The sequence below is a fragment of the Metasolibacillus sp. FSL H7-0170 genome, from assembly GCF_038593115.1.
GTDB lineage: Bacteria > Bacillota > Bacilli > Bacillales_A > Planococcaceae > Metasolibacillus > Metasolibacillus fluoroglycofenilyticus.
The window spans coordinates 3,458,526-3,485,336 of sequence record NZ_CP151964.1 but is presented as its reverse complement, the minus strand read 5'-3'; the positions used below and the strand labels follow the sequence as shown (position 1 = coordinate 3,485,336).

Genomic DNA, 26,811 nt, shown 5'->3' with positions numbered 1-26,811 from the left:
TGTAATTCACCTCTTTTATATTTTCATCTATAAATATTGAAGCCGCTCTCTAATAAACGATTTTTATTATACCCCCTTAAAATAGGATGAGCTTTCATATATTCATAATATGCTTTTTCTCCTTGCAAACCACTTTTATGTAACTCATGCCGCAAAACACTTACATTTTTTAACCTTTTGAATAATAACTTTTGAATAGCCTCTTTGTCTGTTCCTGTTAACTCTTTAATTCCGTTTAAAGTCCATATTTTATTACTAATGGGATAATACATTCCATTTGGCATCTCATAAAATTCGATGTCTTTCATAATAAAATCATCTGGCCGTGAAAAAATACGCATATCAAAATATTCTTCGCCTACTGTATCAATCCACCCTATACTTAAACGTTGAATCTGTATATCATCAATCAAGATGCCATCCTTACCTTTTATTGCATCACAAATTAATTTCGCATAATTATCTAAATCTCCTGAATCAGGTGTCTCATATCTTCTTCGTTCATTTAAATAAAGTTCAATTTCTACTTTTACTTCATCATAAAAATAATAATGAATATCTTTAAAATACTCTTGCACAGCAACCTTAAATTGCTTTTTATTTCTATTACCATATGGTATAGGTGGGATGTTGAAAGTTTGGCGATATTCACCGAAGAACGGGTTTAATCCCTTTTCATATTGTTGTTGCTCGTATTCATACGGCGTTAATTCATCTTTCAAATATTAGCCTTCCATTATAAATAGATACTTACGAATCATATTACCAAATAAATATAAATATTTCATATTTAAATTTAAAAAGGCAGATTTCAACGAATAAATTGAAATCTGTCTTTGAAATTACTGATTCACTTCCCCATAAACCTCATTCATCATATCTTCCATGATGTACGATTTAAACTCATCGTTCTCCAGTATTTTCATAAAGAACTCCTGGTTGCTACTCATGCGGTCGATGACGAAATCCATGAATGTTTTTTCGAAAGCGAATTTGAAATTTTCTTTTGTGTTGTTTTTTGCTTTTTGGCGGAGTTCATCGCTATTCAGCATGTCCTCTTTTACTTGCTCACGAGAAAGGAAGTCCGTTTCAGAGAACTGAGTACCGAAGCGTTCATTTAGTTTATCTAAAATGCTCGATAGGCGTACCTTTTCATCCTCTACCAAGCCACCTGCACCATGCTTTTGTGGATCAAGGTCCACACCACCTGTTTGCTCTAACTCAATGTTACCTTCGAATACTTTTTGGTTGCGATAGTATTCAAGTGCTACATCGTCCGCTAAGTACACATCTTTGTCTCCTGCTGAGCGTGGGAGCTTGCGTAGTAAATAAGTTAAGTAAATGTACTGCTTGTGCAAGTCGATATCAATGAACGTGACGATTTGCAGTACGAAGCCATACGTACGTGTGAACTTCGTCGTTGCTTGTTTGAATGCTTCTTGCTCTTCTTCTGACAGCTTCTTGTAGCGCTCAACACCTTGATCAAGAACAGCATTTAATTCTGTTTGTGCTTTTACCGACTTCTTCACACCATCTGTTACTTCTAGTTCGCTTACTCGTTGTACTTCATCTTCTGTAAACACTTGATATGGTTCAATTTCAGCTTGCAGGTCATATAAAATATTCGGGTCCGTTACTTCCGATAAATTCGTTGACTCATAGTAAGGCTGGAATGATTCCTTAATGTCTTCGGGATCATTAATAAAGTCGAGCACAAATGTATCTTCCTTGCCTGGGCACGTACGGTTTAAACGAGATAATGTTTGTACCGCTTTAATGCCGCTCAGTGGCTTGTCAACATACATTGTGTGCAGCAGCGGCTCATCGAAACCTGTTTGGTATTTCTCCGCTACTAACAGCACCTTATACTCGTCCGAATGGAACTTCTCAGGTAGCTCTTTGTCAGAGAACTTATTCATGTCTGGCTCCGTATAACCAATCTCGCCATCCTTCACCGTTCCTGAGAAAGCAACAACCGTTTTCATATCAGTGTGGCCCATGTCATTAATGTATTTATCAAACGCAATTTTATAGCGCACCGCATGTAAACGGCTTGCTGTAACAACCATAGCTTTTGCACGCCCACCAATTTTACGTTGCACGAAATTACGATAATGCTCGATGATGATTTCCGTCTTTTGTGCAATGCTATGCGGATGCAGTGATACATATTGTGCCAGTTTTTTTGTTGCTTGCTTCTGTGATACTTCAGGGTCATCATCAACCGTCTTGGCAATTTTCCAAAACGTTTTATACGTCGTGTAGTTTTGTAGCACGTCTAAAATAAAGCCTTCTTCAATTGCTTGGCGCATTGTGTAATGATGGAATGCCGTCGGCTTACCATCAATACCCATCGTACCAAACTTCTCAAGTGTCTTTGGCTTCGGTGTTGCCGTAAATGCAAAGAACGATACATTATCTTGCTTACCGCTTTTCATAATGGCTTCAACGATTTTTTCATCTACATCATCTAAGTTTTCCTCTGCAATTCGGTCTTCCTCGTAGGCAGATTCTAACGTCTTATCTGATAATACATTCGTTAATGCTGTCGATGCTTTACCACCTTGTGATGAATGGGCCTCATCAATAATGACCGCATACTTTTTACGATCTAAGCCCGCCACTTTTTCTAAAATGTACGGGAACTTTTGCAGCGTCGTAATAATGATGCGTGTTTCATTATTAATTGCCTTTGCTAGTTGGTCAGAGTCTTGGTTAATACGCTCCACCATGCCCGCTTTATGCTCTAGCTGATACACTGCATCTTGCAATTGCTTATCGAGTACACGGCGATCGGTAATAACAATCACGCTACTAAACACCGATTCATTGTCATCTGTATGCAGCTTCGCTAAACGGTGTGCGAGCCATGAAATCGAGTTCGTTTTGCCCGAACCTGCTGAGTGCTGAATTAAATAGTTTTGGCCAACTTGCTTCACATTCACATCTGCTTCTAGCTTACGTACAACGTCTAATTGGTGGAAACGGGGGAAAATGAGCATTTGACGCTCGCCAATCGTTTCACCGTTTGAATCTTTTATATCATCCTTCTTAATAAAGATGAAACGGTATAAAATATCGAGCAAGCTATCAGGCGTTAAAATCTCGTCCCATAAATAGTGCGTACGGTAATTGTCATACACTAACGGATTGCCTTTGCCACCATTGTTGCCTTTATTAAATGGTAGGAAATATGTTTTCCCTTTATCAAGTTTCGTCGCCATAAACACTTCATCAGGGTCTACCGCAAAGTACACCGCCACACGCTCATTAAACTTAAACAGCTGCTCACGTGGATCACGGTCGTTTTTCAGCTGCTTCATCGCATGCTCCACCGTTTGATTCGTCAGCGGGTTTTTCAGCTCCATGACAACGATAGGTAAGCCGTTTAAAAACAGCACCATATCTAAGCTATTGTTATGCTTGTCGCTGTAATACACTTGGCGAGACACATTAAAACGATTTTTCGCATACTGCTTATTTAATGTCTTATTCATATCCGTCGGCGGCTTATTAAACGCAAGCTGTAACGTCACACCACGATCTTTAATGCCTTTACGTAAACATTCGACTAACCCTTGCTTATGTAGCTGGTCTTTAATACGACGCAGCACTTCTTCCTTATAAGATGGTCCATACGACTTCTCAAGCGTACGCATACGTTTTTCCTGCGTATCCTCAAAAAACGCAAAAAGCTCCTCTACATCAATTGCATGCTGCTTAAACGCACTACTCGCATCACCTTCAAGCACACGCTTTTTATAACCATTTGCAATTAATGCTGCCTCAATATTCATTTCAAAGCCTTTTTCTGAAGTATCCACTGCCATCACAACTCACCTCACTAATCAAGTTCTATATCACGTACATCGATTTTGCCTGTCACTGCCTCGTAGATTAGGGCTTGGCGGTATTCTTTTAATTTCTCTATTTGGCGATTTATAATCAGCATTAATTTTTCTAATTTCAGCATTTCTTCATTTAAATAATTAACGATATCTAATTGCTCATTTAGGTCTGGCAAGGTGAATAAATATGTCCCTACATTTTCAGCTGAAAGGTTATCAGAAACAGACCCTGTAGTTAACATACTTCTATTCCAAACTTCCATCTTCGAGTTTAATATATATGATAAAAACTCAGCATTTACCTTTTTATTAGCTCGAATTCCCATTAATGAGGATGCTATTGTTCCCCCATCATTTGTTACTAAAGCGTTTTTACCTACACTGCCTCTCAAACAATAAATAATGTCATTTTTTTTGATTTTAATACCTCTCAATAAATTATATCTTTCTTTAGATATATATTTCAGAGTCAATTCATCAACATATCGACTGTTTAAGTTATGTGAAGTAATAAACGGCACCCCTTCATCAACAAAATCATTCCCCGATGGATAATTTTCGCCCCTGTCACCATTCAACAATGATGATACATATTTGATTTTTGTTAACTTCCAATCCTCAGGAATCTCACCAATCCACTCAACACCTGAATCTTTCATTTTCACATTCGAATTTAAACCTTTTGTTACTGCTTCTGTGATGATGGATTGGCGTTGTTGTTCTAACATTTCAATTTGTTTATTCTTCAGAATTAATAATGCATCAATTTCCTCCGTTTTTTTGTCTAAAAACGATGCAATTTTATATTGAAGCATTAGTGGAATATCTGGAATTTTTATTGAACCTATTGTTTCGGTGTTTAAATTTAATTGGGTACCCATTTTTCCCAACCCTTTATATGGTTCACCAGAGGCAAAAACATAATAAAGATACTTCTTATCTCCACTATAATCTGGAAAATATACGAATCCATCATGAATACAGCATTTAATATTAGTGATACACGGCTTACCTACCGTACCAGCTATACTAACAAAAATGTCGCCTGGTTCTCTTTTAACACTTAAAGATGCCCCCAAATCAGACACCCTTTGAGTAGTTTTTTCTAAATACATTCCTGCACTTGAAACATCAGCAATTCGTACCCATGCATATTCGCCATTATCATCAAAATATTTCGGATCATCTATCGGACGTGGTGAAGCCCCTCGTTTAATAGAAGTCATCCACTTTATTTTTTTTATATTCCACTCTTTAGGTATATCACCTAACCACTCTATTTCACTATTTTTATATTGGCTGTACGCTCTCATCCCATCACCTTCTTCAACTGCTCAGCAATCTCCACTTCTAACGCACGAATTTCGTCCATAATTTCTGCTGAGCTGCGTAGTGCTGTGTATTTGTAGAATTGGCGTGTGAATGGAATTTCATAGCCGACCTTTGTTTTTGTTTCATCAATCCATGCATCTGGTACGTGCGGCAATACTTCACGTGCGAAGTAGTCCTCGATGCTTTCTTTTAACGGTACGCTTTCTGTATCACGTAAATCGGCATCTGGTTCGATGTCTGTTTTGTTTTTCATACATACGTCTGCTGTTTCATCTTTTTCAGAAAGACCCGCTAAAATCGCTTTTAATACAGGTGCTCCAACTGTAACACCAGCTTCTTTTAATGCATCTTTTACGACTTTCGTAAATGCTTCACGGTTTTTATATACCTCATCGCTTTGCAATGTGCGTAGCGTTTCAATAATTTGTGCTTGCAGCTCTTTACCCGCTTCAATCTCAGTGTGACCAGCATCACCTTTTTTCTTTGATGTTGCTAAGTTCGCAAAGCCTTTTTCCTCTACAACAAGTGTAAGACGTTCCTCACTTACTTGGAAGTTTAAACGTAACGGACGCTCAACTGTAATTTTTGAGTAGCCGAAGTCCTCGTTATCAAAAATCTTCACGTACTCATTCGGCTGTGCTGCGCCGTATAAACGAACGATTTCTGCTAGCTGGTCCTCTGTAATTTCGTTACGCTTGCTGCCCATGCTTTTCTTCATCTTTTTAGAGAAGTCTACTGCATTCACTAAACGTACTTTGCCTTTTGCAAGTGGCGTTTTATTGTTCGTTAAAATCCAAATATATGTGGCGATGCCTGTGTTATAAAATAAATCGTTCGGCAATGCAACGATGCCTTCTACTAAATCATTTTCAAGCACGTAACGACGAATTTCACTTTCACCTGAGCCAGCATCACCTGTAAATAATGGTGAACCGTTCATAATAATTGCTAAGCGTGAGCCTTGTGGATTTTCAGCTGTTACTGGCTTCATTTTTGAAATTAAGTGCAGTAAGAATAATAGTTGCCCGTCACTTGAACGTGGTGTACCAGGGCCGAAACGACCATCAAAGCCTAGCTTTTCATGCTCATCAATAATTGGCTTTTGATATGATTTCCAGTCAACACCATAAGGCGGATTTGAAATTAAATAGTCGAATTTATCACGTGGGAATTGGTCATTTGATAATGTGTTCCCTAAACGAATATTACGTGCATCTTCACCTTTAATAAGTAAATCTGCTTTACAAATCGCATACGACTCTGGGTTGATTTCTTGTCCGAAAAACTCTAAATGCGCTGTTGGATTTACTTTCGATAAATATTCTTGTGCAACAGAACCCATACCGCCCGTACCCGCCGCAGCGTCATATAGCGTTTGTGTTAAGCCTGGCTTCGTTAAAATGCTCGCATCGTCGTGTAAGAATAACAAGTGCGTCATTAAACGAATCACCTCACGTGGCGTGTAGTGATCCCCTGCCTCTGCATTCTCGTTAAAGCGACGGATTAATTCCTCGAAAATATAACCCATTTCGATATTTGAAACTGTTTCAGGATGTAAGTCAATCTCACTGAAACGTTTAATCGTTAAGTACAATAAGTTGTTTTGATCCAACTTATCGATTTGGCGGTCGAACTCAAAGTGCTCCATAATGTCACGTGCAACTTTTGAGAAGCCATTTATGTAGTCACGTAAGTTATCAGCGATATTATCTGAATCGCTTAGTAGCTTGTTGAAATCATATTTACTTGTATTATGAAAGTTTTGTTTTGACACACGGTTTAAAATCGGCTCACGTGCTTCTTCTGACATCGAAGCAAACTGCTCTGCCTTCGCTAATACTTCTTCTTTTGTACTTTCTAATACACAGTCAAAACGACGTAAAACAGCTAACGGTAATACGATTTTACCGTAGTCCTCTGGCTTATATGGTCCACGCAAAATCTCTGCGATTGACCAAATGAAGCTTACTTTATCTTGGAAATTGATCATCTTATATACCTCATTTTAAAATTTATTTGAATTCTACGATAAATTGAGCAAAATTGAGGAATTTGCAGATTGTTTTCGATGAATAACTCATAACTACCTCATACCCAATTCGTCAAATTACTTGTTTCTACTTACAATTATAACTGTTCGAATAACAAAAGATAACACCCAATACTAGCATATGCACAAAGAATTAAGGCCTTAACACCACTTTATTAATAGTAATTGTTTTTGGACATTTTTCTTTCTATCAAACTACTACAAGCCCTTATATAACAAGGGTTTGACTAACATTAGAACCATACGAGTCAACATTTATAGAGGGAGGGTTGATTATGACACATAAATTAGAAGTGCATGTAACACATTCACCAACTGTTACACGTGTCGTAGAAAGATACGTACCATCAGAAAATAAATACCAGCAAAATCGTGGTCGCAAGCCAAAGGGACAAGAATATTATACTTTAAAACAACATGAGCAGGCTGAAGAAACAAGACGTTGCTCAGTTGCTAATAGTAAGCGCACCTTAAAAGGTATTATTAATGCGAATTATTTCAGCAATTTTTGCATGCTAACGCTAACATTTAGCCCTAGATGTGAGTTTGATATTACAGACTTCGCCACATGTCGAGAAAAGTTCAACTCATTTTGGAAAAAGCTGAAGCGTTGTAAAAGGTTAAACGGTATAGATTTACGCTATGTAGGTGTAACTGAATTTCAAGGAAATGATCATATCCACTTCCACATCTTATGCCGAATACCCAAACAATTTATAAGCTTCCTTAAATCTAAATGGACGCATGGTGGATTATATTACCGCGAACAATATGGTACAGCCGAAGACAATATGAAAATTGCGTCCTATTTAAGTAAAGGTATTTATGACAAACGTCTTCCACGAGGGAAGAAACGTTATCTCGGCGGATATGGATTGGAACGTCCAGTACGCTTAAAATTTAAAAGCCGCAAAATTATGGATTTCCTTTTACAACGCAACGGTAAAATCCTTAACAGCTTTGAAAGCCCATATGGATTTACACAAACTGTTCTTGTAACAGATGCTGCCATTGACGAGCTAGAAAGCTTTGCGGAAGCCCAAGATGAAGAACTCACTGTAGAGCTATTAGAAAAGCTTGAAAATATACAGCAAACATTTATTTAGAAAGAGGGATTATGTATGACAAATAACTTTCCAAAAATTAAAGTAGTAGGTTGCAGCCGTATTACATTTGCCTACTTCGCTCAAACAGATACTAAGCTTCAAACTCTTGCAATTGAAAATGACGAAACGATACTTCAACGTTTACTACTCACAAACTTTATCGACGAATATTTAGTCGCACATTACACTTTAACAATTACATTGGATGAAGCTTCTTCAAAAATTAAAGAGCGTGTTGAAGATTTCATTGAATATTTCGGTGGAGAGGATTGTACGTATTTGGCATTATTAGATATCACACCATTCCCAAATAACCTACCACTTGCAAAAGTACATTTAATTACAAACCAATCTTCAGGTCATACTATAGATGAATTAAGTGCACTTTGGGGAAATACAGTTACTTGGGACATTACACCTTTTGAAGATTTATTAGCCGCTTATACACTCGGATTACAATCTGTAAAAACTGGCTATAGCGACTACATGTTCATGAATAACTTACAACAGCCGAAGACCCTGTATAACGGTAAAGCATTTGCTTATCTTGATAAAGACGATATTCGTAATTGTGATTGGGAACATACTTACCAGTTCTTCGACCCGTATTATGGCAAAATATATGCATATGAATATGTAAACATTTGAAGTTATCTTGAATATTTACGATTAAAACTAGCACTAGCTCTATAGGATCAGAGATAATCGCCTTTATTCAGATAGAATCACTATTTACGCGATGTGAGTGAGTTCGCTTTCTATTTACTCTCGCTTTAAAATAAACATATACATGTAATACAAAAGCCGAAGGAACAATATTTAACAGAGGTGATTAAGATGAATAATTTACAACACTATCCCGATGTGTTAAGCGTCAAAGATATCCAATCAATCTTAGGCATTGGCACATCAAAAGCATACGAACTAGCGAAATCAGGTGCCTTCCATACCATTCGTATAGGCCCTCTCATTAAAATCCCAAAGCAATCATTTTTATAATGGTTAAACGGTCCAAACAACTAGCTGATGCTCTCGTAGCTAAACAAATCTTTCACGTTAAAACCATTGCATAATTCCAACAAAAAAACACGTATACAAGCCATTAAAATCGGCGTATACGTGTTTTCTTTTGCATTGTTTTCACTCAAGTGTAGAACGTATATTTTACCCCTGGGGGCGACTAACGCCATTAACCGATTGCCTCGAAAGGAAGGTACCCCCTCGCGCAATTTTTTATAATTTTTTCACCTATATAGGAGTATAAATTTCATCACATAATCATTTTTCAGAATAAACAATCTCTTGAAATACATTATATGGGTTCAAACGCATATATATTCAGATATATAACTAATAAAACAAATAATGCAGTATGAATATACAATATTAAAAATATAAAATCACATCTTGCTGAAAGACAGAGCCATCTGTCATCATATTAACTGGAGGTGTCATTATGACAACATTTATTAACCCTTTAAAGCATGAACTTTTTACCTATGACAATGTACAAAATATTTTCAAACAACGGTACTTTTCATCGACAACACTAAGAATACCTGCAAAAGAACTTTTCGGACGATCTGCTGCACAAGTCAATGCTAGAAAAGATATTCAAGAGCATTGGCGATTAAGTGCTTTAAGTACAGCCGAATTTGTAAGAACTATCGATGAACGCTATAATTCTTATTTGCTTAACATCGCATCTGATCGAGAGATGGTTTTATATCGAAAGAATTTGTTGAATGAACTTAATAGTCTGGCTTCACAACAAACCGATTGCCTAACAAATGATTCTATCAACATTCGTTTTGATGGCGAAATTGGTGACAAGGCTTGTTTATTCCTTATCGAGCTTCCTGCTACATTAATTGAAAAATTTATTGATTATATTAGAGCTGGTAAATATTATTCCGATTTACCTTATGTTGATTTAACAGATTTAATTACGTTTTATAATAATCCAAATACTTCGCCGTTTACAAATTTCAACTTGAGCAATTACCGTTATATTTATATCCCTTACAATGATTTAATTATTCATTGACGGCATGATGCAGGAGCTAATTTATTTCAGCTCCTGCTTCTATAACTATACATTTAATAGACATCCCATATAGTATTTTAAAAACTATGTTCCTTCATAAAGCGATCTATGTCACTTTTTGATATACGTTTAACCCCATCTACTTCACAAACTTCTAAGCCCATTAGACGGAACTTCGCTAAAGTGTTAGGGGAAACACCGATATATTCCGCTGCTTCTTTTAATGTAAGCCATTCTTTAGAGAGTAATTGTTTCTCTTTAAAAAGCTCTGAGCGAATTGAGTCTACTAACTTTTGTGCTAATTCTTCACCAACTAATTTTACAAGCTCTTGTAAATTAACCTTCTCATTAACGAATTCCATAATATCACCTCCTGCTAAGTTAAATATATTTGATTAGAATTTAACACACATCGTTTTACTTTTCGATAACAAAAACAAATACGTTTACAAAAGTAAAACAAAATTATATACTAATCAGTAGGAGGTGATTATCATTTCTAATAAACGTGACCTAGGCATAGCGCTGAAGCAGTTGAGAACCGAAAAAGGGCTTTCAATACGTGAATTCGCTGACTTAGTTGGTGTATCTTATTCCTATTTATCTCAAATAGAAACTGCCAAGCGCGAGGCTTCCACAAAGCTATTAGGGAAAATAGCGGAAGCGGTGGACGTATCTTATTTCGATTTATTAAAAATCGCGGGCCACAATGACCTATTTGAGCTTTATCTGGCAAAACAAATGGATTCAGAGAGTCAATCGTCGTCTGAACTATTACATGCTGCAACAGATATAAAGGTTCTTTTAGAGCAAACTAACCTTTCGTTAAAGGCTGAAAATCTTAAACCAACATTTAATGGACATGAGCTAACAGCTGAAGAAGCTGAACGTGCATTAGCGATGCTATATATTTTATTTCCGCATTACAAAGAACAAAAAAACTGATTTGCCTGTAATAGCTCCTTCGATTGTCCCTACAATTAGGAGGCTGAGAGTATGGCAAAAAGTAAAACAGGATCAATTGAGAGCTATACGCTAAAAAATGGTGAAAAGCGCTATCGCTTTCAAATTTATATTGGGTTAGACCCATTAACAGGGAAAGAACTACGCACTACACGTAGTAAGTTTAAAACGAAGAAGGAAGCAGAACTTGTATTAGCTCGCTTAAAGCTTGAAATTGCTAATGGGCAGTATAAAAACATACTAACATTAGTAGTACAAACCAAGGCCATGGTTTGTGCTACTATTTTTTTATAGTAGAAGTGAAGGAAAGTCGAACAAGCTCCTGGGATCATTTTAGAATCCGTATTAAAAACCGACTGACTTCACACCCTTATTTGAATCAGTTTAGTATGTTGGGTCCAAGAGATCGTGTAGAAGAAAATGGAATCGGTAAGGCACTGTGAAGACTTCTATGATTGGCTAAAAAGGAGAAAGTATGATGAAACATGTGGTTGCGTTAGATGTGAGTAAAGGAAAAAGTACCATTGCGATTTATAATCCGTATCGTCAATGTGAATTTGAAGGTGAACTGAATCATACACGTATGGACTTTGAACAATTACATAAGCGAATGAAAGAAATAGCGGAGCGTGACGGTCAAGCACCTGAAATCGTTTTTGAAGCGACAGGTGTTTATTCAAAACCATTGGAAACGTTTCTAATCGATTATGGCTACACCTATTGTCGGATGAATCCACTTGAAGCGAATCTACAAATGGCTTCGATGCGTCGAAATAAAACCGATAGTAGTGATGCGCATGAGTTAGCGAAAACCCATTTTAAAATGGAGCGTGAGCCGACCTATGTGCAGGATGATTATTATGAACAGATGCGTGGACTTACACGTTATTATGATGAGATTGATGAAGAAATCACGCGATTAAAAAGTCGAATGCATGCGTTATTACATTTGAGTTTTCCGGAGTTGGAAGCACTCATTACACCAAGTTCGGCCCTGTTTTTAAATATTGTTCAGCTCTATCCACATCCAGCCCTGTTACTGGCGCATTCGAAAACAGTCATTAAAAATCGGTTAAAAGCCAATACACGAAAAAACCTATCATTCGCACGTGCTAAGGCAAAAGCAGAATGTTTACTAGAGGCTGCTCAAAATAGTTATCCAGCCATTAAAGCTACCGATATTCGTTGTGATCAAATTCGTGACTACGCAGCTCGTATCATGGATTTAGTTGAGAAGAAGGAAACACTTGTGAAACAAATGGTGGAGATGTCACAGGAACGCAAAGAATACCAAGTGCTTCGTTCGATTCCGGGCGTTGGCGATACAACAGCTTGCCGATTAATCGGTGAATTAGGGGATATTCGCCGCTTTCAGAATGCGAAACAACTAAATGCGTATGTAGGTATTGATATTATGCGTTATCAATCGGGTAACACGCAGTATCGTGATCGTATCAATAAAAGAGGAAATAAGAAGCTACGAAAGATTTTATTTTTTATGATTTGTACGATGATTACGTTACGGAAAAAGACTAACAATCACCTGGTAGATTATTACGATAAATTAAAAACGCAACCTCAGAGAAAGCCTCATAAGGTTGCGATTGTCGCCTGTATCAATAAGTTTCTGAAAATGACGTTTCAGTTAATGACACAAGGCATTCTGTACGATTATGAGTCCGCACTACCAGCTCAGAAATCGTAACCAAAGTAAATTAACTATAGCACAATGACCTTTCGAAAAAAAGAAAATTCGTGAGGTCTCTTTGGCATGCGCAATTTTTTTGTGAGGGTGGGGGTACCCCCACCCTCACAAAAAAGTCTTTTCAAAACTTTAATTATTTTCTTAAAAACTATTGACTGGAGGTAAGAAAGGTGCAGGCTGAAACATATCGTGAAGTTTATGAGCTATGGGTTAAGCGCTATGAAAAAACAGTTGAAGAAAGTACATTCGTAAAAACAGATGGCTTATTCCGCAATCACATTTTACCTGCTATGGGTGATTATAAAATCGACAAAATAAATCTCGATATTTGCCAGCGCCATGTAGATGAATGGATGGAAAAGCTAGTGAATGGGGATAAAGTAAAAAGCTATGCTTCATTAGTAATGCGTGAGGCACAAAAGCGTGGATATATTACAACAGATCCATTTGATTTAGTAGACCTTCCTCACAAAAATAAGCGCCGTGTTGCACATACTGATAAAGATAAATTTTACACGAAAGAGCAGCTAAAAGAATTTTTAGCACTTGCTGAAAAACATCCTAACTATAAAATTTATGCGTTCTTCCGTTTACTTGCTTACTCTGGCATGCGTAAGAGTGAGGCACTGGCTTTAACTTGGACTGATATTGATTTCAAAAACAATGAAATCGACATTAATAAAGCGCTAGGACAAGGCAAAGGACAAAAGCTATATCCTAAGCCACCTAAAACAGGAAAGCCCCGTAAAATTAAAATGGACGAGGCTACGATGGTGATTTTAAAGGAATGGCGTAAGAAGCAACAACAAGCGTATTTAATGCTTGGTTACGATACACTATCTGAAGAACAGTTAGTATTTAGCAACACTCGTAACAGCTATATTCAACCGACAAAAACAAATGACTGGGTTAAGTCTATTTTGCGTAATAGTGATCTTCCGTATGTATCAACGCATGCTTTTAGACACACACATTGCTCATTATTATTTGAAGCTGGAGCAAGTATAAAGTCTGTACAAGATCGCATGGGGCATTCCGATATAAAGACAACGATGGATGTATATGCACATGTTACGGCAAATGCGAAAGAGGATGCTATACAGAAGTTTGAAACTTATATGATTTAATAACCACGGTGAGAGGCATATTCTACCTCTCACCATGGTTATATTTAATCTTGACATCTACCACAATATTGTCCATCGCCATCATAATCTTCCTGTTTATAAAAAGTCCCACAATTTGTACATAACATATAGTTACTATTTTGAGAACAACTATTGCAAATTCTGTCATCAGGATGCAATTCATGTTCCCCAAAATTTTTCAAACAAACTACACAGTATTCCCACGGTTGTGGATCATAATAATCTTCCTCACAATGAATTTTGGAGTTTGAGATAGTTAAATCACTTATTTCCCAATCATCAATAGTATAGTCTTGATTTTCTATATCTAATTCGATTTCTACTGAATAAGTTCCTTTTAATGTCATAGTTATCTGTGTTGATTCAGAATACTCCCTACTAATGTATTCAATAAAATAACCTGCTGCTTCAACTTGAAATTGTGTGATAAGGCTTACTTTTTCATCATCAAATTCAACATCAGTATCTTCTATTTTCACACCTACTATTTCAAAATCTTCTACATCTTCTATATTTCCGAGATGAGCGTGATATGCATTGTCGATTAATATATCTTTTATTTCTTCTCCAGATTCCCATAATCTTTCCTGTAATATTTCATTAGCGCTAAGTTCAACACTAGAATATAATGATGAAATGTTACTAATCGTTGAAAACTTATTTATAAATTCTTTCATTGGAAGCATTAAAAGTTCAACTTCACCCTCAGTTTCTTCAATAAACTCAGCTAATAATTCTTCTCTAGGTGAAACTATATTTTTATTACTGTCTAGTTCCCACCAATCAGATTTACTATCTGAAGTTGTAAATAATACATTAACTTTATCTGCTTTTGCCTTGGCAATAAGTGCTTTCCATACTATTAAATCTCCAAACGGAGCTAGAGGATCCACTACTTTTAAATCCTCTTTTACTATTTCACTTTTGTTTATATCTTTGTATCCAGGTGGTATATTTAGGTCAAAGCGCTTTCGCCCCTCATCAACTATTGATAAAATTTGTTTGGGTGGAAATGGAGTGCCTACCTGACCTTGATTCTTTAAGTTTTCTACATATTCTAATATTTTATTGGTACGTAATAACTCACTCATCAATTCCATTTCATTTTTTATTTCTTCTTTATATTGATTTGCTTCTCCTTCAATACTAACCAAATGTTGTTTTATTTTTTCACCAAGCTCATTAACCTTAGGAAAATTATATTTATCGTAAGCTTTAATCAATTTATTAAGCTTATTTTCAAAGTCCTTTACGTTAGAGGCAATACTCTTGGGGATATTTTTATATTTGTTATGATTAGGGCCCAGAATGCTAGCAAAATTCCTTTTAAATTCAATATATACTTGATTAGGAATCCAAACTTTATCACCTAAATATTCTAAGTTATTTAAAATCTCTTGAGCTGTTTTTGAATTGTATCTATAAAAATCTAACAATATACAACTATCTACAACCACTATGTATTTACCCTTATCGATAAATTCTTTTAAATCTTCTAAAACTATAATTCCGTCTTTAATGAATGTCATTTAACAAACTTCCCTTCGATATTAAGAAATAAATTAACTACGGTTTTAACTACGACTAAATGCTATCAGATGAAATTAGATGATAAAAGAAAAAGGTCAAAACCCTGATATATCAAGTGTTTTGACCTTCATTGATTTCCTGTGAAATCGTATGTATGGAGACGGCGGGAGTCGAACCCGCGTCCAGAAGCTCCAATACGCCGGCTTCTACGCGTGTAGTTTGTCTATTTGCAGTTCACGTGGCATTATGCCGACACTTAGAACGACAAGGGATTGCAAACTTTAAAGCCGCGCTCATTTCAACTATTTTTATCCACTAGGGAGTATTACATATTTACGAACTTGGTTCAAAGACCATACTAAAACCATTCTATCTAAATTAATTATCAAATAAAAGTACTTCGCGAAAAAACAAAAAAACAAATTATTCCATCAAATAATCTGCCCAGTATTCTGGAGACTGATAAAAAAAATAATCTGTATCAAATTCAATAATTTCACTTAAATAATCATATTCTTTTAATTTCTCTAATGCATCTATATCATTTAAATGATACTTAACAATTAATTTTTCTTTAATTTTTTCTAAGTAATATTTTTCATCATCTCTAATATTAAAATTCATAATATAATCACCACTATTTTTGACATACACAGAACCATCAAGAATTAATGTCATTTCAAAATGTCCTTTACATCTATAGCCAAATTAAATAACTCATTATCATGGATAGAAAGTTGACTTCCTTTACCCGTTTTTAACGGTTTATTCACTTCTATTAAAAAATCTTCAAGAAACTTTTGTTGGTAGTCGCTTTTAGCATTGTCATCTGTTAGTGCAGTGATAGTATCAGAATATTTTTGGATTAAATTACCCACCTTTCCATCTGCCATTCCGCCATATATTAATGCATACTTATTATCAATATTATGCATCTCTCCGATAATTAATGCTAATTGTTCTTCCCCCAACCTGTTATTAATAATAAACTTACCATAGTCTTCATCAATTTCTAATGTTTTATGCAACAAATAACTCTTATCCTGATGGTTTTTGAAAAATTTTTCCACTTCATGCAAGTCAATCTTTTTTTCAACAACCATAATCTCTGTATTGATATTGTTTTTTTTAATTTTATTTTTTAAGTTATATTCAGCTTGTTTTCTCTTTCCTTGTTCAAAAGCTTGTTCCTTATTTAAAGTTAAATAAAATCCAAACCCGTTATCTTTTGTGCCCTTTTTTCCATAAAAGACATCAACCTTGTCTTTCTTTAAAAAGACATCTTCAAACTCTGCAATAGTACCATGGTATAGTGACTTACCTTCCAATTCACTTAAAGATTCTAAGCTATATGGATTTTGTTCTTGTTGAATAATCGTTTTGAGTTCTAATAATTTATCTACGTTATCTTTACCTAAATTCCCCATAATGACAATTCACTTCCATCATAATAAATCTTTTTGCAATTCAATCGCATATTTACTAAGTGCATATATTCCTGCCATCAAAATGTTTCTAATTGATTCTACTGGAAGTTCAATATTTTTAGAATATATATAGTTTGTAAAATAAATTGTATTATCCTCCAAATCTAATTCATATTTACCATACTTTAGATTTTCAGAATTTATTTTATTAACATTTCTTAAGCTACTTTCAAGAGTCTGCTCATTAACTTTTATTGGCAATTCTGCAATTAAACTAACATCTGTATTATCAACTGTAATAAAAAAAGGGACTTTTAAATCTTCAAGATTTATACCAGATTTAATTCCATAATATTCTTCATTTTCTTCAACAGAATATTTTAATCCAATATTAGCCATTTCTTCTTTTAACAATTCAAAATTCTTCTCTTTTACCATCCTTATTTCTCCCCTTATTACTTTCAACTATAATTTTTAATCTTTTTTACTAGACTCTTAACTCTAGATATATTTTAATTACAGAAAACTTCTTATTCCCATCGTAACAGTTCGTATATCTGTTATCAATTGAAAATACTCTTAAGACTGAAATTAACCTCTATTTTCCACTTGAGAAATCGGTATAAAATCATATTAAAAAAACGAAATACTCTTTATGCTATTTTCTATTGATTCTTCTGTAATACCGATGTATCTAAGCGTGATTTTCTGTGAACTATGGTTGAATATCTCCATAAGCGTAGCTACGTCTTTTGTAGCTTGATAGTACGTGTATCCAAACGTTTTACGCATTGTATGAGTACCGATAGAGCTATTCCCTATCATTTTCCCCGCTTTAGCAATTATACGGTATGCCTGTGTAGTTGATACATGACTGTCTCCTTTACGGCTTGGGAATAGATAAACTGTTCCTACAGGCAATGTATCAATGTAATCCGCTATATCAGCCATTAAACTATTGAGGTAAACTGTACGTTCCTTCTTTGTTTTACCCTCACGAATCTTGAAAGAGCTTTTCCCCTTCACCTGTTCAACCTTTAGGGCTACTAAGTCACAACAACGTAAGCCTGTAGAGATACCTAACTTAAAGAGTAATTGGTCTCGTAAACCATTTGTACTCATTCCTAGTGCTTCTATTAGCTCATTCACTTCCTGTTTAGACTTTAGCGGTTGAACATCAATTAACATTCCCTTTTTCACATTAGTATTAGCCATTATTTCCCCCTACGAATGTATCCTTTTATCACCAAAGAAATAATACCATACATTATAGGTTACTTCAACAACGAAACCCTATTAAATCAACATTTTTTATGTATCCTTTTTTATAAAAGCATACATTTATTACAATACTTCATCTCAGCAATAAATAATTTGTACAAACAAAAAATCTCTGCAATATTCACAGAGACTTTTACAATTCATATCTAAATCATGATTTTCATTTGAAAAATAAATTATTAATTTCAATTTAACCAGACTTTAAATTTGCTTCGATTTTAATATCTTCTAACTTCGATATTATATTTCCTTTTTTGTTAAAGCCCCTTCTTTTTCCATTTGATTTTCCCTCCACCAATGTAGCCATATGATTTGTTAAATATTTTTCATCTTCTTTAGGGGTATCTTTCCTAATATAATATTCAAAAAGTTTAGTAAATATCATATCCCTCATATACCATGATTTAAAACTATCCATAAATAAGTTTATATATTCTTTATATCCTTCACCTTTCAAATCACTATAAAGAAATAAATATACAAATTTCTCAATTTCACTCTTTTCTTGGCTGTTTATAACTTCCTTCAATAGGTGTTCAATCGGAATTGTTAATTTACCTGTTCCAATTGTTTGCGTGACAATAATTTGCTGGAATACAGGTAATAACCTGTTTACCACAAAAAATTGTTCTTTAAATTCTTCGTCAGTAAACATAAGCATTTCCTTCTCTAATAGCTGTAATAAGATTTTATACATTGTCATATATAAAATAGCACAGCTTACTGTAGATTCAATTGCTTTTATTCTAAGTTCAGCCTCTTCAATTTCCTCACTATTTTTTATAACTTTTGCAGCTAACACCCAATATCTTTCATACTTCTCCAAAGGGCTCAATTCAATTGATTTGTTAACAATTTCATTATTAGAGGATTCTTCCAATAATTTATTGTTACTTTCCTCATAATCTTTTTCAGTTTCTTTAGACTCTTTTAACCAATTATTTAATTCTTTTTTTTCTATATATTCTATAAAATTTTGATTTGTTTCATAGTAAGAATCTAAACTTGAATACTCTTTTGCTACGTGTTTGAATTTTTCATTCATTTTATTAATTATGGTTTCAAATACTTCTGTATCTTCCATATTTAATCCTGTATAATATTCTATCTCTTCCATGAAAAAAATCATATTTTCTTCTGATAATATATATTTTTTAAAATCAGGTTTACGATTAATATTTTTCATTAAATAATAATGATAAAAACAACTAAATTTAAATCTAATATAATTTTTTTGATTATCACGCTGTTTAGAAAAAATACCTTTGTTAACAAAATCAGCTAATATTTCAATTTCATCAAAGGGATACATTCTGGCTTTTAATCGTTTAGATATAAAATCAATCAATTCTGCTTGCTCTACTCTATAAAAAATATCATTTTTTTCATACATAAAATAAGCAATTTCTGTTAATAAAGTCTCTTTATTTTTATAGTTAAAATCTGATGATTTGACCTCCGTAATATCGGATTTAGAAAATACTTTTTCTAAAAAGTTTTCTAACATTTGAGCATTGTTAATTGGAACATAGTTTTCTTGTTTTTCAATTATCCATAAAAACATAGAAACAGCCATAGGGGTTCTAGGTAAATTTAAAGATTTAAAAGTTTCTAAAATCTTGTCTAAACTTTTTTCGTTTGGGATAATATCATCTCTATTACTAAACCATTTTTTAAAAAGCTCTTTAATTTCCTTAGTTTGAAATTGATTTATAAATATTGTCTTACTATTTTCTGTTAGCATTGATTTTAATGCACTTACAGGTATTTCGTGTTCCCCAGTAGCATAAGAAGTAGCAATATACCTATAATTTGCATTGCTATCTAAGAATTTCTTTAACTTAATGACACCTGCATTGTCATTAAAATCCATATTATCTATTAAAAGAACCTTTTTATATTCATCTAAAGAGCCATTTCTTATATCTTTAATAGGTTCGTGCAAATATTTGGAAATTAAAGAGTCTATATTATTATTTTGGTGAATGTCCTTAAAACTAAAATAAATTGGAATAGTATTATATTTGGAATTTTCCTCAGAAAACTCCAGTAATAGCTTATCCAATAATATTGTCTTCCCCGATTCTTTTGTCCCGAAAATTATATAATTTTCTTCTGAAACTAATAGTTCATTAAATTTTACTTCTTCATCTTTTACTCTCTTAAACTCTACTTCTACATCCACTTCTTTTTTATAAGTTAATTTGGGCAAAACAAATAAATCATTCAATGTTTTGGGTGCAAATGTATCAGTATTAAAAGTTAATAAGTGATTATCAATTTCTTCCAAATTATATTCTTTTATTACATTAAAAATTTTCGTTTTTTTTTCAACACTACCTAATTGGGTAAGACTAGGTAACCCATAAAACACTTTACCATTCTCATCTCCACGGTCATTGTTTGCTATAAATGCATTTTTAAAGTTCGAATATTTTCTATACATTAATACAATCTCCTCTTTTGGATTATAATCAAGTATTGAATATCCATTTAAATAATTTACATCTATTGATTTTACGTTCCCACTCCAATTAGCAGGCGACTTAATTATTAATGTTTTGCCATGCAAATCATGTGTTACATGAGATTCTGAGAAATGTACATGACCACTAAATACAATATCAAACTCCCTATAAATTTTATTTTCAATCTCTTTAGCCTCAAATGGATGAAGCTCATCAATTGGATGATGTAGTACAGCAATTTTTAAATTACATGAGTTATCTTTAAATTCTTTTAATGCGTTATCAATTTGCGATTCTCCTAAAATTATATTGCCTTTATCAAATTTACTATCATAACAACGCCAACTAGTATTTAAAGCTGCTATACCAACTTTATTTCCTTCCATTTCACAAATATGAATTGTTTCAAATTTAGAAATTTCATTAAGATTGTAAAAATCTTTTTCAAATTCCTTAAAAGTTTTAATTCGTTTAATTCCTTCCCAATTATCACTTTTTCTTCTTTCAGCCATAAAATCTGCTACTGTCTTATATGTATTTAATTCCCCTAATAGACCTTTTTCTATCAAATTACTATCTAGATTTCTTTCAATATCATGATTTCCAGGAACAATAATGAATCTGCTCTTATCTAAATTTAGTGTATTTAATAAGGGCTCTATAACATTTTGTTCAAATTCCATTAATCCTAGAGTCAAATCATTTTCAAAACTTTTCCCAGCTTTATCTACTAAATCACCTGAATAAATTATCAAATCAAAAACTTTTTCATCTGCTATTTTTTTTAAATCTTCTAACATGGGATTTAATAAATTCATTTCAAAGTTATTGTCGCTATCATTTGTATAATGCATATCCGATAAATGTAAAATTCTCACATTTAACACCCTCCTAAAAAATAAATTTAAACGCTCTAAGTATTTTTTCAATTAGTTTAAGTAAAATAAATTTTCTGACAAATTCAATACATTCTACAAAATTGCTATAAATACTGCTTCCTATGCTTCTCCATTATTACAATGAAAAATCTCAAAAAACATACTACCACTAAAATTATTGTATCTTTTGCTCAATAGTACCATTTGATATACTTATTAACAATTATAATTGCTATTAAAAAATAATGATTTTGCATGTCTATATTTTTTATAATTAAATAATTGTATATCAAATTATATAAACAAAAACCCCTATAACATTTACAGAGATTTTTCTTAATTAATGTAAAGTTAATACCATTTTTAAAGCTTAATTTTAGAATTAATAAACTTATCTTATCAACAAGGCATATTCCGTCTTAAAGCATTTTTTCATATCCCTTTTTCTATAAGGTACATTATACTTTCTCCTTATGCACTTTAACTCATTTAAAAATAAATCGACTTTTCTACTGCTTTCTACACTCTTAACTGCTGCTATTAAACCTTGTAGTCGATTTAATTCATCTACAAATTGAATTTTAGTAAATTCACTAGGATTTTCATCCATCTCTTTAACCTTTTCGTAAGATTTTTGTAGTTTATTTAATAATTTTTTAGGAGCTTTTAAATTTCCTAACGCATCTAAAAATACCCCAGTTACTTCTACACCCTTCTTAACTATTAATTTTGATTTTGTAGGATGAATTTTAAATTGATATTTTTCTATTATTTGAGCACACTTACGCTTCACAGATTTATCAATAAATTTATTAGAAGAAAAAGTCAAATCATCATAATAGCAGCTAAAGCTTAGACCATTTTTTACTGCCAAATCCTCTAATTCATTATACATGTCTACATACGCTAAATAACTTAAAATGGGACTGGTAGGAAAACCTTGAGGAAGATATCTTCCCGCTTTTCTTTCGCATTGAATTGTAACGAAATCCGTTAATATTTTTGCTAAATCATCTTCCATTTGAAATTTCCTTTTAAATAAATCATAAACATATGAATCCGAAGTAGAAGGAAAAAAATTCTGAATATCTAAAAGCATTATATATTTATTTTCTTTATGAACAAAAGCATTTTGTATATGACTTTTCTCTTGAATGCCCCCAAACACATAGGAAGGTAAATTGACCTGCATCAATAATTTCACTAATTTTCTTAAAGCTTTTTTATGTTTGTCATTAGGGTTATATAAATCACGTTGCTTCCCATTGATAGTTGAATATTCTGGTGGGAGTTTAAATGGTACAAACTCAATTGAAACATTTTTCAAGCTCTTTCTGTCTACATTTAAAATATCTGCTAATAATTTCTTGTTGGATAGCCTATATAGCTTACTACTGTTAAACTCCATAAAAAAACCCCTTCTTATTTAATGAATAAGAAAGAGCAGAAATTAGACCTTCAATGAAGTGGATAACGTAAGGAATAATGTAGTAAAGAGCTTTTAGAACCCAAACAATTTTTTCAAGCAAAAAAGCAAGAAAATCAGGTGCTCCAAACCAGCCTAACAAGAAATAGAAAGTCTTGACACGGCTAATTTTTCCATCTTCTCCTCGCATACTTTCCGATACCCAAGATTTCAACTGAATAGCTTTGCGTTTAATGTAATTCATTTAACTTTACCTCCTATAAGTATTAAGGCTTTCGCCTCCCCCTTGCGTATACTTACTAGGATTTTTAAAGGTTGAAACCGTCTAATAAAGATTTCTACTCTTCATAACTGGCTAAAATAGCCATCCCCCTTGCATTAGTTATCGAATTACATATATAGAATGTACGATGTTATATGAATGACATATACATGATATACGATGGCGATATGCTACAGCATTGTCGTGGAGGGGTTTATATTTCCCGTTGGCATACACCAACAAATTAAATTTGCAAGGAATTATAGGCAACTATTCCACATTATTATATCATATTTATTTACCATATCATAGATAGTTTATTTCACATTCCATCTTTCCATTAAAGTTTTTCATATTTTTTAATTCATAGATAGTTATAAACATAAATTCAATTAATTCTAAAACTTTTTCCAATGTACTTTTTGAAGGGGCAACTAACTCATGAGCACTTTCATTTCCAATATCCCTAATAGAATGCAAAATATCTGTTTGATTTTTAGTTAATATTCCTCCAGTAAACAGTCCATTTATTTTACCTTCTAAGTTTTGCCTCAATACAACTTGACCTCGTTTTCTCCTTTAACATGCCTCACTATACAAATATAACAAAAAGCGAATGGAACTATATTCATTCCATTCACTCTCCTTATTCCTCCGTATCTCCAAAGATACCTCTTAAATATTTTTGTCGCTCTTCACTTAAGCTATTAAAAACCTCAGCATTAAAATATTCCTTCATTTCTTCTACTGTACAAATACCTTCAACCTCATCAGTAAAAATCCCCTCATCAATTTCACACTCTTTAAATACTAGGACAATGAAACCTTCTATCTCTACAGCTCTATCAAGTGCTATTTGTGCAAATAAAAACGTATCATTGATTTTTTCTTTAATGTTGTAAAAATCGCTTACTTTTAGCAAGCCATTGGCATTATTAATATAATGCCAAACTACGCCTGCTTCTCTTTCAACAATTTTTTCTAATGCACCTTTTTCTTCTGCTACATTTTGATAATACGCTTCTAAAGATACCTGAAAATCACGCTCTATAAATACCTCATAGTCACATGAAAAGCCTTCTAAATCAATCTCATCACTGCTCATTCCAAGCCATTCATTGAATTCCCCAATAAAAATGCTCTCATCCTGTTCTTGACCTTTCTTCGCAAAATCCACTTGAATCACTTTATTTTTATCATTTTTCATCAAATAGCTCCTTCCTATTTAATTATGCTTATCCCATTAAATCCTTTAAATTGACCACATTGCCATTCGTATGACCTTGCTCCACTTTATTTTCTATAAAATCCTCCAGCTCACCTTTAATTACACCAAAACATTGTTGCACACGCTTGGATTTCCCATTTTTCTTAATGGGCTTCTTTACAACTCGCTCTTCAAATCCTTCTATATCCGCAAACAAATCTAATTCAAAATTCCCTTTATTTTTTGCTCGATAATTATTATTTTTACACCATTCAACATATAATTCATATAGCTCGTCCAGCGTTAGATAATCGCTTTCTAATAGCTTCAATACCTCTATTTCATTCTGCTGATTTTTATACGTCAATTCCGTCATCAATTCATGCTTCCCATGACGCATTTCATAATCCAGCAGCGTGACATTTTCCATCATAAATTTCTTGACAACTTTTAAAGAATTAAGATACTCCTCAATGAGCCTTTCCATTGTTGGTGTAACAGTTAATTGCTTTGTATGATTGATAACATTGCTATAAGCCTTGACGCTCAAATGTATTAAACATTGAATAACCTTTTCATCTGCTACATACATAGCTATTTCCTCGCTATTATAAACAGCTTTTTCAGCAACTTTATATGGACAATTAACAATTCTTAATCGCCTTTTAATTGCCTCACCACTCTCATTAAATGGTGGGAGGAAGTTACATGAGAAAATCAACTTTGCGTAGCTGCTTTTAAATTCGCTATCTTTAAATTTCTTTTCCATTCGTACTTTATCTTCGCCTGTCAATAGCTTTAGATTTTTCATATCCACCATACCATTCTTGCCTAGCTCACCACCAATATTCGCTAACTTTCCTTCTAGCAAACCGAGCGTGAAACTTTTATCATTGGATAAATCCTCTAAGCTCACGTTACTTACATTTGTTGCACCTAATAAATTGGTGATAAGACTTAATAATGTACTCTTACCATTACCACCCTCACCATACAAAATAACAAATTGTTGATGCAATATCCCCACTGTCATACACATGCCAATATACTCTAATAAAACAGGAATGGATTCCTCTTCTACAATCGTATGGAGAATATTCATCAAAATCTCCATAGATTGCTCATCATACTGCTCACTATAATTGAAGGGAATTTGATTTTTTGATAAAAAAGCAGGTGTATGAGGCTTTAGCTCATTTGTTTTTAAATCATATAATCCATTCCTAAAATTAATTGTTGTAGCAAGTTGATTTTTATATTGATAATTTGTATGTTTTTCGGTATCATCATATTGTGTTAATTCAATGTCCAGTTGATTTAGCACTTCTCTACTATTCTTAATGTCACTATACAACACGCCTAATTTATCTTTAATTTTCTTATTCATTATCTTGTGATAATCCACATAAACGCCTTTATCATAGATATAATTCGCATTACCCTCTCGCATAAAATGCTCTTCTTTTAGCAGTTCCTCCGCTACAAGCCAATAATTTAACCGATTATCAATCAAATATTTTTTCATTCTATTTTTTTCAGCGTTGATTGTTTCCATATTGCTATCCTTCAAATTTTTATAATAATCCGCTAATAACTTACTGATAGATTGATAGACTATATCAAAATCCTTCGCTTTCACATCCAACTCTCTCAAAATTTTATTTTTATATCTTATAAAATAATGAGCGTAGCCACTCTCTCGCTCCACCGCATACAACAAACTGAGCAAATAATAATTGAATAGCTCATCTTCACCAAGATTTACAGAAGACTTCAATTGTTTTAAAGCAGCTATTTCCTTCTCAATTTTTAAACAAATATCTTTTATCTCCCAAACCTTCTCTACTCCATCATCAACATGTTGTAAATTGATGAAAAAGTCTTTTCTATAGCTATTGTCTACTTCTTCACTAGCCAATCCACCATTTACTTGTTGTTGCAATGAAGCTAATTCATTTTCCATTGCAAGCAATTCTTTCATTTCATCATTGTTCAAATTACCAATTCCTTTATTCACCATCCTTTCTATAAATATCTCCATCACTTTCATCTTTTCTTTTAAATCCAAAATATCATTCCTCCAATTTATATTATTTTTACTGCTATTTCATCTTATAATATCAACATCATTCT

Annotated in this window: 24 protein-coding genes; 8 read left to right on the top strand and 16 right to left on the bottom strand. The window is 33.3% G+C overall.

Annotated elements, in window-relative coordinates; all coding sequences use genetic code 11:
• Positions 1-23: 23 nt before the first annotated feature.
• The 4 genes from MHH70_RS16320 to MHH70_RS16305 form a co-directional block, all read right to left on the bottom strand.
• Complete coding sequence (locus MHH70_RS16320) at positions 24-722, bottom strand: RusA family crossover junction endodeoxyribonuclease (RefSeq protein ID WP_342471992.1); 699 nt, start codon at positions 720-722, stop codon at positions 24-26.
• A gap of 120 nt (positions 723-842) precedes the next feature.
• Entirely contained in the window at positions 843-3,830 is a 2,988-nt protein-coding gene (locus MHH70_RS16315; RefSeq protein ID WP_342471991.1) for a type I restriction endonuclease, read from the bottom strand.
• 14 nt (positions 3,831-3,844) lie between these two features.
• Positions 3,845-5,161, bottom strand: a complete 1,317-nt coding sequence (locus MHH70_RS16310; protein WP_342471990.1) for a restriction endonuclease subunit S — start codon at positions 5,159-5,161, stop codon at positions 3,845-3,847.
• Positions 5,158-7,170, bottom strand: coding sequence for a class I SAM-dependent DNA methyltransferase (locus tag MHH70_RS16305; protein ID WP_342471989.1), 2,013 nt, complete (start codon positions 7,168-7,170; stop codon positions 5,158-5,160). The genes MHH70_RS16310 and MHH70_RS16305 overlap by 4 nt, the downstream gene beginning before the upstream one ends.
• 335 nt (positions 7,171-7,505) lie before the next feature.
• Here MHH70_RS16305 and MHH70_RS16300 point away from each other — a divergent pair, with 335 nt between their 5' ends.
• The 4 genes from MHH70_RS16300 (at position 7,506) to MHH70_RS16285 (ending at position 10,383) form a co-directional block, all read left to right on the top strand.
• A complete protein-coding gene (locus MHH70_RS16300) occupies positions 7,506-8,336 on the top strand; it encodes a hypothetical protein (protein WP_342471988.1) in 831 nt (276 codons plus the stop codon).
• Positions 8,337-8,351: 15 nt separating this feature from the next.
• Positions 8,352-8,984 carry a hypothetical protein gene (locus MHH70_RS16295; protein ID WP_342471987.1) on the top strand — a complete coding sequence of 211 codons (633 nt, stop codon included), beginning with the start codon at positions 8,352-8,354 and terminating at the stop codon, positions 8,982-8,984.
• Between the two features lie 189 nt (positions 8,985-9,173).
• Positions 9,174-9,335: a helix-turn-helix domain-containing protein gene (locus tag MHH70_RS16290; protein ID WP_342471986.1), complete on the top strand. Its 162-nt coding sequence runs from the start codon at positions 9,174-9,176 to the stop codon at positions 9,333-9,335.
• A gap of 457 nt (positions 9,336-9,792) precedes the next feature.
• Complete coding sequence (locus MHH70_RS16285; protein ID WP_342471985.1) at positions 9,793-10,383, top strand: hypothetical protein; 591 nt, start codon at positions 9,793-9,795, stop codon at positions 10,381-10,383.
• A 77-nt stretch (positions 10,384-10,460) separates the two neighbouring features.
• Here the strand turns inward: MHH70_RS16285 and MHH70_RS16280 are convergent, their stop codons facing one another.
• Positions 10,461-10,745 carry a helix-turn-helix domain-containing protein gene (locus MHH70_RS16280; protein ID WP_342471984.1) on the bottom strand — a complete coding sequence of 95 codons (285 nt, stop codon included), beginning with the start codon at positions 10,743-10,745 and terminating at the stop codon, positions 10,461-10,463.
• Between the two features lie 124 nt (positions 10,746-10,869).
• Between MHH70_RS16280 and MHH70_RS16275 the strand changes: the two genes are divergently transcribed.
• From MHH70_RS16275 to MHH70_RS16260, 4 genes are all read left to right on the top strand, one after another.
• Complete coding sequence (locus tag MHH70_RS16275) at positions 10,870-11,328, top strand: helix-turn-helix transcriptional regulator (RefSeq protein WP_342471983.1); 459 nt, start codon at positions 10,870-10,872, stop codon at positions 11,326-11,328.
• Between the two features lie 51 nt (positions 11,329-11,379).
• Positions 11,380-11,640, top strand: a complete 261-nt coding sequence (locus MHH70_RS16270; protein ID WP_342471982.1) for an Arm DNA-binding domain-containing protein — start codon at positions 11,380-11,382, stop codon at positions 11,638-11,640.
• Between the two features lie 184 nt (positions 11,641-11,824).
• Entirely contained in the window at positions 11,825-13,051 is a 1,227-nt protein-coding gene (locus MHH70_RS16265) for an IS110 family transposase (RefSeq protein WP_342473200.1), read from the top strand.
• Positions 13,052-13,221: 170 nt separating this feature from the next.
• Complete coding sequence (locus tag MHH70_RS16260; protein ID WP_342471981.1) at positions 13,222-14,178, top strand: site-specific integrase; 957 nt, start codon at positions 13,222-13,224, stop codon at positions 14,176-14,178.
• Between the two features lie 44 nt (positions 14,179-14,222).
• Here the strand turns inward: MHH70_RS16260 and MHH70_RS16255 are convergent, their stop codons facing one another.
• The 11 genes from MHH70_RS16255 to MHH70_RS16205 form a co-directional block, all read right to left on the bottom strand.
• Complete coding sequence (locus MHH70_RS16255) at positions 14,223-15,728, bottom strand: PIN-like domain-containing protein (RefSeq protein ID WP_342471980.1); 1,506 nt, start codon at positions 15,726-15,728, stop codon at positions 14,223-14,225.
• 424 nt (positions 15,729-16,152) lie between these two features.
• Positions 16,153-16,407: a hypothetical protein gene (locus MHH70_RS16250; protein ID WP_342471979.1), complete on the bottom strand. Its 255-nt coding sequence runs from the start codon at positions 16,405-16,407 to the stop codon at positions 16,153-16,155.
• Positions 16,404-17,156: a DUF3990 domain-containing protein gene (locus tag MHH70_RS16245; RefSeq protein WP_342471978.1), complete on the bottom strand. Its 753-nt coding sequence runs from the start codon at positions 17,154-17,156 to the stop codon at positions 16,404-16,406. Before MHH70_RS16245 ends, MHH70_RS16250 begins: the two co-directional genes overlap by 4 nt.
• A gap of 18 nt (positions 17,157-17,174) precedes the next feature.
• Complete coding sequence (locus tag MHH70_RS16240; RefSeq protein WP_342471977.1) at positions 17,175-17,594, bottom strand: YbjN domain-containing protein; 420 nt, start codon at positions 17,592-17,594, stop codon at positions 17,175-17,177.
• A gap of 195 nt (positions 17,595-17,789) precedes the next feature.
• Positions 17,790-18,371, bottom strand: a complete 582-nt coding sequence (locus tag MHH70_RS16235) for a tyrosine-type recombinase/integrase (protein ID WP_342471976.1) — start codon at positions 18,369-18,371, stop codon at positions 17,790-17,792.
• 256 nt (positions 18,372-18,627) lie between these two features.
• Entirely contained in the window at positions 18,628-21,783 is a 3,156-nt protein-coding gene (locus MHH70_RS16230; protein ID WP_342471975.1) for a metallophosphoesterase, read from the bottom strand.
• 391 nt (positions 21,784-22,174) lie between these two features.
• Positions 22,175-23,191, bottom strand: coding sequence for a reverse transcriptase family protein (locus MHH70_RS16225; protein WP_342471974.1), 1,017 nt, complete (start codon positions 23,189-23,191; stop codon positions 22,175-22,177).
• Positions 23,181-23,453: a hypothetical protein gene (locus MHH70_RS16220; RefSeq protein ID WP_342471973.1), complete on the bottom strand. Its 273-nt coding sequence runs from the start codon at positions 23,451-23,453 to the stop codon at positions 23,181-23,183. The genes MHH70_RS16225 and MHH70_RS16220 overlap by 11 nt, the downstream gene beginning before the upstream one ends.
• A gap of 324 nt (positions 23,454-23,777) precedes the next feature.
• Entirely contained in the window at positions 23,778-24,026 is a 249-nt protein-coding gene (locus MHH70_RS16215; protein WP_342471972.1) for a DUF4145 domain-containing protein, read from the bottom strand.
• A 91-nt stretch (positions 24,027-24,117) separates the two neighbouring features.
• Positions 24,118-24,678 (bottom strand): hypothetical protein, encoded by a 561-nt coding sequence (locus MHH70_RS16210; RefSeq protein WP_342471971.1) that lies wholly within the window; start codon positions 24,676-24,678, stop codon positions 24,118-24,120.
• Between the two features lie 28 nt (positions 24,679-24,706).
• Positions 24,707-26,746, bottom strand: a complete 2,040-nt coding sequence (locus MHH70_RS16205; protein WP_342471970.1) for a phage/plasmid primase, P4 family — start codon at positions 26,744-26,746, stop codon at positions 24,707-24,709.
• Between the last annotated feature and the right edge of the window lie 65 nt (positions 26,747-26,811).

Coding starts and splice junctions, on each gene's coding strand:
- MHH70_RS16315 (WP_342471991.1), bottom strand. CDS start 3,830: ATGGCAGTGGATACTTCAGAAAAAGGCTTTGAAATGAATATTGAGGCA.
- MHH70_RS16310 (WP_342471990.1), bottom strand. CDS start 5,161: ATGAGAGCGTACAGCCAATATAAAAATAGTGAAATAGAGTGGTTAGGT.
- MHH70_RS16305 (WP_342471989.1), bottom strand. CDS start 7,170: ATGATCAATTTCCAAGATAAAGTAAGCTTCATTTGGTCAATCGCAGAG.
- MHH70_RS16300 (WP_342471988.1), top strand. CDS start 7,506: ATGACACATAAATTAGAAGTGCATGTAACACATTCACCAACTGTTACA.
- MHH70_RS16295 (WP_342471987.1), top strand. CDS start 8,352: ATGACAAATAACTTTCCAAAAATTAAAGTAGTAGGTTGCAGCCGTATT.
- MHH70_RS16290 (WP_342471986.1), top strand. CDS start 9,174: ATGAATAATTTACAACACTATCCCGATGTGTTAAGCGTCAAAGATATC.
- MHH70_RS16285 (WP_342471985.1), top strand. CDS start 9,793: ATGACAACATTTATTAACCCTTTAAAGCATGAACTTTTTACCTATGAC.
- MHH70_RS16280 (WP_342471984.1), bottom strand. CDS start 10,745: ATGGAATTCGTTAATGAGAAGGTTAATTTACAAGAGCTTGTAAAATTA.
- MHH70_RS16270 (WP_342471982.1), top strand. CDS start 11,380: ATGGCAAAAAGTAAAACAGGATCAATTGAGAGCTATACGCTAAAAAAT.
- MHH70_RS16265 (WP_342473200.1), top strand. CDS start 11,825: ATGAAACATGTGGTTGCGTTAGATGTGAGTAAAGGAAAAAGTACCATT.
- MHH70_RS16255 (WP_342471980.1), bottom strand. CDS start 15,728: ATGACATTCATTAAAGACGGAATTATAGTTTTAGAAGATTTAAAAGAA.
- MHH70_RS16250 (WP_342471979.1), bottom strand. CDS start 16,407: ATGACATTAATTCTTGATGGTTCTGTGTATGTCAAAAATAGTGGTGAT.
- MHH70_RS16245 (WP_342471978.1), bottom strand. CDS start 17,156: ATGGGGAATTTAGGTAAAGATAACGTAGATAAATTATTAGAACTCAAA.
- MHH70_RS16240 (WP_342471977.1), bottom strand. CDS start 17,594: ATGGTAAAAGAGAAGAATTTTGAATTGTTAAAAGAAGAAATGGCTAAT.
- MHH70_RS16235 (WP_342471976.1), bottom strand. CDS start 18,371: ATGGCTAATACTAATGTGAAAAAGGGAATGTTAATTGATGTTCAACCG.
- MHH70_RS16225 (WP_342471974.1), bottom strand. CDS start 23,191: ATGGAGTTTAACAGTAGTAAGCTATATAGGCTATCCAACAAGAAATTA.
- MHH70_RS16220 (WP_342471973.1), bottom strand. CDS start 23,453: ATGAATTACATTAAACGCAAAGCTATTCAGTTGAAATCTTGGGTATCG.
- MHH70_RS16210 (WP_342471971.1), bottom strand. CDS start 24,678: ATGAAAAATGATAAAAATAAAGTGATTCAAGTGGATTTTGCGAAGAAA.